The following is an 8,644-nucleotide window of genomic DNA, read 5'->3' on the forward strand; positions in this document are numbered from 1 at the left end:
ATCCGGTGTACGGGCACCCCTTGCGGGTGCCCTTGCGGGTGCCTTGGCGGGGTGCGCATACACGGAAGATGCAATCGCCCTGGGGGCGAAGTCCCTCCCCCTGCCGCATCCCGAGGCTGCACTATGCTCGCGGGCGGGTGCTTTGCCGCTACGCATGAAACCCCTTGAAGGCTACGCCCCAGATAAAGAGTGCGTGCTATAATCAAGGCGATCAGAAGGTGCATATTGGCCGCCACAGTCGGCGCGCCGGTGAGCCAGAGGAGACCGTGATGAAAAACAGTTTTGATGCTCGTGCGACCCTCAAGGTTGGTGAACGTGAGTATGAGATCTATCGCCTGGAAGCCCTTGCCCAACAGGGGGTGGAGCTTAGCCGCTTGCCCTACTCACTGCGTATTTTGCTTGAAAATTTGCTGCGTACTGAAAATGGTCGTTCCGTTACGGCTGATGATATCCGCGCCCTCGCCGCGTGGCAGCCGCAGGCCGAGCCTGACCGGGAAGTTGCGTTTACCCCGGCGCGCGTCATCCTCCAGGATTTCACCGGTGTGCCGTGTGTCGTCGATCTGGCGGCGATGCGCGATGCGATGGCTGAGATGGGCGGCGATCCGAGCCTGATCAATCCACTTCAGCCAGTTGAACTCGTGATTGACCACTCGGTTCAGGTTGATGCCTTTGGCTCTGAGGCGGCCCTGCTGATCAATAAAGATCTTGAGTTTGAGCGCAATAAAGAGCGCTATGCGTTTCTGCGTTGGGGCCAGACGGCGTTCCAGAATTTCAAAGTGGTGCCCCCCGGCAATGGCATTGTGCATCAGGTCAACCTCGAATATCTGGCTCGCGTCGTCTTTACAAGCGATGAGAATCCCCGGGCGACGGGCCCGGTACAGGCGTATCCCGATACACTCGTCGGCACCGATAGTCACACGACGATGATCAATGGGCTCGGCGTGCTCGGCTGGGGCGTCGGTGGCATCGAAGCCGAGGCGGCCATGCTTGGGCAGCCGGTCTCGATGCTTATTCCTCAGGTCGTTGGCTTCCGCCTCACCGGCAAGTTGAGCGAGGGTGCCACGGCGACCGACCTTGTGCTGACGGTCACGGAGATGCTGCGCAAGCATGGCGTTGTCGGCAAGTTTGTCGAATTCTTTGGCCCCGGTCTCGCTGAATTGCCGCTGGCCGACCGTGCGACGATCGCGAATATGGCCCCCGAATATGGCGCCACCTGCGGCATCTTCCCGGTTGATGCCGAAACCCTGCGTTACCTGCGCTTCTCGGGCCGCCCGGAAGAGCGCGTCGCCCTTGTCGAAGCCTATATGAAGGAGCAGGGCCTCTTCCACGATGCCTCGACCCCCGCCGCCGAGTATACCTCGCTGCTTGAGCTTGACCTCGCAACGGTAGAGCCGTCGGTCGCCGGGCCGAAACGTCCTCAGGATCGCGTCCGCTTGAGTGGCGTCAATGAGAGCTTTCATCAGGCGGTCAAGACGATGATCGGCAGCAATGGCAACAACGGCGATTTTGCCGCCAGTGGCGTGCCGCTGCCCTATACCGATGCTGAGCACAAGCTTCATCATGGCTCGGTGGTGATTGCAGCCATTACCAGTTGTACCAACACCTCAAACCCGTCGGTGATGGTTGCCGCCGGCTTGGTCGCCAAAAAAGCGGTCGAGCGTGGGCTGAATACCAAGCCCTGGGTCAAGCCATCGCTGGCCCCTGGTTCGAAGGTTGTGACCGAGTATCTTAATAAAGCCGGCCTGACCCCCTATCTTGATGCGATCCGTTTCAATACCGTTGGCTATGGCTGTACCACTTGTATCGGCAACTCGGGGCCGCTGCCCGAAGAGGTCAGCGCGGCGATTGAGCAGGGCAGCCTGGTGGTGGCCTCGGTACTGTCGGGCAACCGCAACTTTGAAGGGCGCGTGCAGAGCGAGGTCAAGGCCAATTATTTGATGAGCCCGCCCCTTGTCGTCGCCTATGCGCTCGCCGGGCGGATTGATATGGATCTGACCAGCGAAGCACTGGGCACTGACAACGAGGGCAAGCCGGTCTTTCTGCGCGATATCTGGCCGACGCAGGCCGAGGTTGAAGCGACGATTGCCCAGGCCATCGAGTCGGATATGTATCGTTCAAGCTATGCGAGCGTTTTTGTGGGCGACGATCTGTGGGAAAACATCGCCATTCCGACGGGGGATCGGTTTGAGTGGGAAGCCACGAGCACCTATGTCCGTCGCCCTCCCTACTTTGACGGCATGAGCAAAGCGGCCCCGACCGAGGTGCAGCCGATCACTGGTGCCCGCGTGCTGGCCGTGCTTGGCGACAGCATCACCACCGACCATATCTCGCCAGCCGGTAGCATCAAAGTCAACTCACCTACCGGGAAATACCTGATCGAGCATGGCGTGACCACCAGCGAGTTCAATAGTTATGGCTCGCGGCGCGGCAACGACGAAGTCATGGTACGTGGCACTTTTGCCAACATTCGGCTACGCAACCAACTCGCTCCCGGCACCGAAGGCGGCTTTGCCCCCTACCTGCCCACCGGCGAAGTGATGCCGCTCTACGATGCTGCAATGCGCTACAAAGCCGACGGCACACCGCTGATGATCCTCGCTGGCAAAGAGTACGGCTCGGGCTCATCGCGTGACTGGGCCGCCAAAGGACCCTATCTGCAGGGCATCAAAGCGGTGATTGCCGAAAGCTACGAACGCATCCATCGTTCGAATCTGGTCGGCATGGGCGTCCTACCGCTGCAATTCCTGCCGGGCGAGCATGCTGCGAGCCTGGGCCTGACGGGCACCGAAACCTTCACCGTCATCGGGCTACCCGAAGCCATTGCAACCAGCTTTGCCAACGGGCGCGAACTGACCGTTCAGGCAACCCGCGAAGATGGTAGCGTACTGACCTTCAAAGCGCTTGCCCGCATCGACACCCCGCAAGAGATCCAGTACTACATCCACGGCGGCATTTTGCAGTACGTCCTGCGGCAACTGCTCAACGAAGCAGCATAGGATGAATGCGCGTGGGCACGGCACTGCCGTGCCCACGCTCCCAGCACAAGCGCGCTTCTTGGCGACTGCAGCCCCCAAACCCCAACCGGAGGCTTACGCGTATGCCCTGACGCCACACCCACCAGTAGGGTTAGATAGTGTCCGCAGATTACGCAGATTACGCAGATGCGGAAGCTATAATCTGCGTAATCTGCGTAATCTGCGTAATCTGCGGACGATCGAGATGACGATTGCATCTTCCGTGTATGCACCCCGCCAGGGCACCCGCAAGGGGTGCCCGTACACCGGATCCGGCCCCCGGCCTGTATCCCGCCAGGGCACCCGCAAGGGGTGCCCGTACACCGGATCCGGCCCCCGGCCTGTATCCCGCCAGGGCACCCGCAAGGGGTGCCCGTACACCGGATCCGGCCCCCGGCCTGTCCCTCGCCAGGGCACCCGCAAGGGGTGCCCGTACACCGGATCCGGCCCCCGGCCTGTCCCTCGCCAGGGCACCCGCAAGGGGTGCCCGTACACCGGATCCGGCCCCCGGCCGGTAGGGGCACCCCTTGCGGGTGCCCTGTTTTTGTATCCGGTTTCGTATGATGCAACCGCCTTGCCAAGTCAGAAACCTTCGTTGACAGACCACTCATTCTTCCCGTATACTACATATATGCGCTACTTTCTTGGCCTTGGCAGTAATATTGCGCCGCACGTGCATCTGCCACGGATGGTGCAAGCGCTGCTCGAACTCGCCCCAACGCTGCACCTGGGCCGCGTCGTCGAAACAGCACCGGTCGGGGTCATCGGCGATCCGTTCCTGAATACGGTCGCATGCATTGATCTGGATCTGTCAGCCCTTCAACTAAAGCAGATCTGTAATGCGCTCGAAACCGCCTTTGGGCGCGATCGCGGCGCACCGGGCAGCAAAACGAAGAGCCGTACCGCTGACCTCGACCCGCTCTTTGGCCTGGCAGTTGGTGTGCTGGAGGTTCCCGCCGATCTGTTGCCGCATGAGCCGTATACGCGCCCGATGCTGCTCGAACTGATCGCCGCTATTGGTATGCACACCGATGCCGAACAACCTGACCTGGCACCGGGCGTGAGCTTACCCTTCCACGATCTGGTGATCGGGGCGGTGCCGCTGACCATCGTGCGCGAGGGATCGCGTTATCACAAGGCGTAACAGGGCCTCCACAGTGCGCTCTGCCGAGCAATGCTCGTTCATCCGTCGTCGTCTTTTATCTGTCGCATCAAGCGCGTAACAATATGAGGAAATCTCGTGTCTACTGAGCCATCATCCCGCCCTGCCGCGCTCGTCACCGGTGGCGCAATTCGCCTGGGCCGTGCGATTGCGCTGGCGCTCGCTGGCGCCGGCTACGATATTGTGGTGCACTACGGCCGCTCGTCCGAGGCCGCCGAAGCTACCGCCACCGAGATCCGCGCCCTGGGGGTACAGTGCCACCTGGCCCCGCTCGATCTCGCCGATGTCACGGCGATCCCGGATTACATGGCAGCCGTGCATACGGCGATGCCGAATCTGCGCGTCCTGGTCAACAGCGCCTCGGCCTACACCCAGGCGACGATAGCCAACACCACCGCCGCGATCTTCGATCAGCAGTTCCAGGTGAATTTGCGTGCGCCGTTCTTTCTGACCCAGGCCTTTGCCGCACAGGTAGAGCAGGGCAGCGTGATCAACATCATCGACAACAAGCTCGCCTTCAACCAGTACGAATACGCCGCCTACCTGCTGGCGAAGAAGACGCTGGTCGAGTTCACGCGGATGGCCGCCCTGGAGTTCGCCCCGCGCATTACGGTGAACGGCGTGGCCCCCGGCGTGGTGCTGCCCGCCGGCACACGCAGCCCCGAGTATGTGGCGTGGCGCATCCAGGGCATCCCGTTGCACCGCCAGGGCACCACCGACGACATCACCGGTGCCATTTTGTACCTGCTCGGCAGCCGCTTCATCACCGGCCAGGTGCTGACGGTTGACGGCGGCGAAGGCCTGACCAATATCGGCCAGAACGCCGCGCAGTTTGACCAGGACAAAGTATGAAGATCGTCGGTTTTTCGATCAACCCGCTCTTCCCCGACCGGGTGATCGGCGGCTCGGCCAAGCACCAGCGCACGGTGCTGACGCATCTGGGCGAACTTGGCCACGATGTGACGGTGCTCTGCACGCGTCACCCCGAGGCGCACCCGTTCCGCTGGCACGAGAACGTGGAAGTACTGCCCGTGCTGCCCTTCAAGCAGCCCTTCCCCGAACCGTACGCCGTGCCGGCCTACCAGATCGCCGAGATCATCCAGACCGTCGGCGATCGCCTCGCCACCGCCGACCGCTTCTATATGCACGACGGCGAGTTGCTCGTGCCGTTCCTCTATTGCAATGTGCCGACGGTGATCTCGCTGCGCGACAATGTCTATCCCGAGACGATCCTGGGCAGCTTCCTGTTCAGCGCCGATACGCTGATCGCCATCGCCGAGTATTCGCGCCAGGTCTACCTGCACACCGCCGGGCGCTTCCTGCCTGAACTGCCGCAGCGGGCCATCACGATCAACAACGGAATTGACTTTGACCAGTTCCGCCCCGGCCCGCCTTCACGGGCGATCTGCGACCTGGTTGGGATCGATCCTGAGCAACATTTCGTCGTGTTGCACCCGCACCGCCCCGAGCCAACCAAGGGCCTGCGCCAAACCATCGCCGTCGCCGATGCGTTGGTACACCAGTACGGCTGCACGTCGTTGCGCGTCCTGGTGCCGCGCTGGTATGACGAGAAGATCGCCCCCGATGTACGCGCTTTCTACCAGGAGGCGCTGGAGACGATCGCCACGCGCGACTTGAGTAAGCACTTCATCTTCCACGAGTGGATCCCGCAAAGCCTGATGCCCGACTACTACCGGCTCGGCGATGTGACGCTTGTCTTGGGCTCATTTGTCGAGGCCTTCGGCAATGTGGCCTACGAGTCGCTCGCCTGCGGCACCCCGGCGATTGTTGCGCGGGTGGCGACCCATCGCTCACTCTTGCCAGACAACCTGGTTGCCAAGGTACACTACGACGACAACGCCGCCGCTGCCGCGCTCGCTGCGACAATCTGGCGCGAGGGCACGCGTACATCAGCCGCGACGATGGCCTATCTGCACGCCAACTTTGCGATTGCGCAGCAGTTGCAGGCATATGCTCGGGCCATCCTGAATGCGCAAAAAGTGCCGACTGCGCCGACGCGGGTTGTGCCGCTGGGCGCGCAGACGAGCTATGTACTGGCCCCATGGTGCTACACGTGGGGCGACGGGATGGTGTTTCACGATTTTGCGGCCCGCCACGAGCGCGAGCCGCTGCTGAGCGACCTGATCGCCGCCCACCCCGGCGGATTCACCCCTGCGCAGGCCGCTGCCGCCAGCGCCGATGCAGCGACTGTGGATCGCTGGTATCGGGCGGGGTATGTCGTGCCGAAGTAGGAAAACCCGTATGCATCCTAGCTTGATCGCCATCACCACGTTCAACCAGCTTGAATACACGCGGCAGATGCTAGAGTCGATCCGTGCGTTGCCGACGAAGCCGTTCGATCTGTTGCTGGTGGATGATGCCAGCAGCGACGATACCGTGGCGTTCGTCCGCGAATGGGGGGTGAAGCACATCATCGCCAAAGAGGTGCCCGGCGGTGTGACGGATTCGTGGAACAAGGCCTATGCCTATTTCAAGGCCGGCGCGTGGCAAAATCTGTTCCTCGCCAACAACGACGTCCTGCTGGCACCGCTCGCGATCGAGCTTATGGCCGATCTGCTCGCGCAACGGCCGCAAAGTATCGTCGGCCCGGTGTGCAACCCCGAGGGCGCACCGTACAACCAGGAACAGTGGACCACGAATTATACGCCCGAATCGCCTGCGGTGATCGAGTTACCAGAGGGGCTCAACGTGAACGGCTTCTTCTTCGGCGTACAACGCAGCGTGATCGCCTACGAGCTCGCGCCCGATATGCTGTTCGACCCACAAAACCTGAACTACCACAACGAAGAAGAGCTCGCTAGCCGGCTCTACCCGCACGGCTTTCGCAGCCTGATCGCCACGCGGGCCGTGCTCTTCCATTACAAGAACCGCTCGTTCCAGATCGCCGATCGCACCACGCAAGACAACCTGAACGACTACGCGGCGTTTTTACAGCATCGGGGGGCGTAGTGAGCTCGATAAGCAAATCTCAGATGTTACACACAAGTCACAAATGAAAATTCTAGCCATTAACGCCAGCTATCGCGGCGACTCAGGCCCCACTCGTGTGTTGATTGACCGCCTATTTATGGGGGCACAAGGAGTTGGCGCCGAGTGCGAAGTAGTGACGCTGGCGAAATGCAAAATCAATCGTTGCTTGGCATGATAGTCTGCGACAACCTTGACCCAGAAACGCCAAGCAATGCGCACGCGTACTTCCGCATTTTCGCACGATTCATGGATGCGCCCCACGTCGGCGAGTTGATCCGAAGCGGCGGACGAATCTTTGGCCATGGGCACGATCCTCAAGCCGCAGAACGCTTCCCGAAAATCCGCACAGTTTACGCTGCTTACGAACAAGCCGGGCGCGAACTGGCCTTGAGTGGCCGTATCTCAAGAGCCACTCAACGTGAAGCTAACCAGGAAATCATTCCCATTCCGTTCTTTGGCTTGCTTAAGCATTTGACAGCTTTCAAGCGCGTGATGGTGCAGAAAGCACAGGAGTATTTTGCCTGAAGCTGTCAGCACTGATTTGGAGGTCTTGTCGTTCAATCCTAGAGATTTCACGCCGAGCAACCCACTGGTAAAAGAGATATTGGACACTGGCATACGAGTTGTATGAGGAACGCCATGCCGGGAACGCCGCATCTTCATAGCTTTGCGCCGATCAGCGCTGCGACAGCGGAACGCTTGATTCTTGGTACGATGCCAAGCACGGCCTCGTTGGCTGCCGGGCAGTACGATGCGCATCCGCGCAACCTCTTTTGGCGGCTCATGGCGGACATGCTTGGGTTCGCGCCCGAGGCTTCGTATGACGAGCGCCGGTTGGCCCTCCAGTCCGCCCGGATCGCGGTGTGGGATGTGGTGTGGTGCAATGCTGCACGCGTGCGTCGAGTCTGGATGCGGATATCGTGCGCCCGGCGAGCGAGCGACTGCGGGCATGCGGGTGCGCCAGCGCCGCGACCTCGCTTGCCACGGCGAGATGGGACCGCAACGCGCTGATCTCGGCAACTCCACGTTCGCGGTGATGGCGGGGAGCGTGAAACTGGATGCAGCGATGCACCCATGCGACAGAGGCCGCTTCGATGCGCAACGCAGCATTGTCTTCGGCGCATGGATGCATACCGTTCCGCTCAGCTTGAATGATACGGCATGGTGGGGAACAAACTCCTGGATAATGGAGCGCAATGATGCGTGGCGTCGTCGAGCACGCACGGTGGAGAGACGGCACATGAAGCACCGTCGCACCGACCAGGATCGTGGCTAGGCGGCAACCGTGCGGCGTCGCACCATCGAGGGCCGATGTAGGTGGTATCATCGCGGCCTAGCACGGGTAAGGCTGATCGAGGCCGCCGAATCGCTGTCTACTTCGTGTTGAACGAAGCGCTTCGCGCAGGGGCTGATGGCGACGTAATCGTCTTTTCCTGCTTGCTCATGCGGTGCTGATGTCGCACGATCCCTCGTATCG

General features: G+C 61.1%; 7 protein-coding genes. All 7 read left to right on the forward strand.

Annotated features, from left to right (window positions below):
• Positions 1-269 precede the first annotated feature (269 nt).
• The 7 genes from acnA to EYB53_RS24340 all read left to right on the forward strand — a co-directional run bounded on the left by acnA (position 270) and on the right by EYB53_RS24340 (position 8,443).
• Complete coding sequence (gene acnA / locus EYB53_RS24310; RefSeq protein ID WP_135482031.1) at positions 270-2,996, forward strand: aconitate hydratase AcnA; 2,727 nt, start codon at positions 270-272, stop codon at positions 2,994-2,996.
• A 613-nt stretch (positions 2,997-3,609) separates the two neighbouring features.
• Positions 3,610-4,158: a 2-amino-4-hydroxy-6-hydroxymethyldihydropteridine diphosphokinase gene (locus tag EYB53_RS24315; RefSeq protein ID WP_135482033.1), complete on the forward strand. Its 549-nt coding sequence runs from the start codon at positions 3,610-3,612 to the stop codon at positions 4,156-4,158.
• Positions 4,159-4,254: 96 nt separating this feature from the next.
• Positions 4,255-5,028, forward strand: coding sequence for an SDR family oxidoreductase (locus EYB53_RS24320; protein WP_135482035.1), 774 nt, complete (start codon positions 4,255-4,257; stop codon positions 5,026-5,028).
• The gene (locus tag EYB53_RS24325) at positions 5,025-6,428 is read left to right on the forward strand and encodes a glycosyltransferase family 4 protein (RefSeq protein ID WP_135482037.1); all 1,404 of its coding nucleotides are present in this window, start codon (positions 5,025-5,027) and stop codon (positions 6,426-6,428) included. Before EYB53_RS24320 ends, EYB53_RS24325 begins: the two co-directional genes overlap by 4 nt.
• Before the next feature lie 10 nt (positions 6,429-6,438).
• Positions 6,439-7,146, forward strand: coding sequence for a glycosyltransferase family 2 protein (locus EYB53_RS24330; RefSeq protein WP_167857600.1), 708 nt, complete (start codon positions 6,439-6,441; stop codon positions 7,144-7,146).
• A gap of 144 nt (positions 7,147-7,290) precedes the next feature.
• A complete protein-coding gene (locus EYB53_RS24335) occupies positions 7,291-7,692 on the forward strand; it encodes a hypothetical protein (RefSeq protein WP_135482042.1) in 402 nt (133 codons plus the stop codon).
• A gap of 424 nt (positions 7,693-8,116) precedes the next feature.
• Entirely contained in the window at positions 8,117-8,443 is a 327-nt protein-coding gene (locus EYB53_RS24340) for a hypothetical protein (protein ID WP_167857601.1), read from the forward strand.
• The last annotated feature ends 201 nt before the right edge of the window (positions 8,444-8,644 follow it).

Source organism: Candidatus Chloroploca mongolica (assembly GCF_004762035.2).
In the GTDB taxonomy this organism is placed as follows: domain Bacteria; phylum Chloroflexota; class Chloroflexia; order Chloroflexales; family Chloroflexaceae; genus Chloroploca; species Chloroploca mongolica.